1 pseudogene is annotated in these 240 nt (G+C 70.8%); it reads left to right on the top strand.

The annotated features are described in order from the left end of the window. Positions 1-240, top strand: a pseudogene (locus SB754_RS22635) (flavodoxin reductase); the annotation flags it as partial.

Below are 240 nucleotides of genomic sequence, written 5' to 3' on the forward strand. Positions count from 1 at the left end.
GGTGGCCGGTGATTTCCTGCTGCCCCGGGACCGAACGGCCCCGCTGCTGCTGATCGCCTCCGGCGTTGGCATCACCCCGTTCATGAGCCAGCTGCGCTCGCTCGCCGCCGGCGGTGACGGGACAGGTCCCGGGACTGTGGAGCGCGACGTCGTCCTCGTGTATGCCGCCGCATCGGTGGATGAACTGGCCTACGCCGCCGAGCTGCACCGCATGGGCATCCGGGTCCTGGTCTGCACGCC

Source organism: Leifsonia sp. SIMBA_070, assembly GCF_046534635.1.
Lineage (GTDB): Bacteria > Actinomycetota > Actinomycetes > Actinomycetales > Microbacteriaceae > Leifsonia.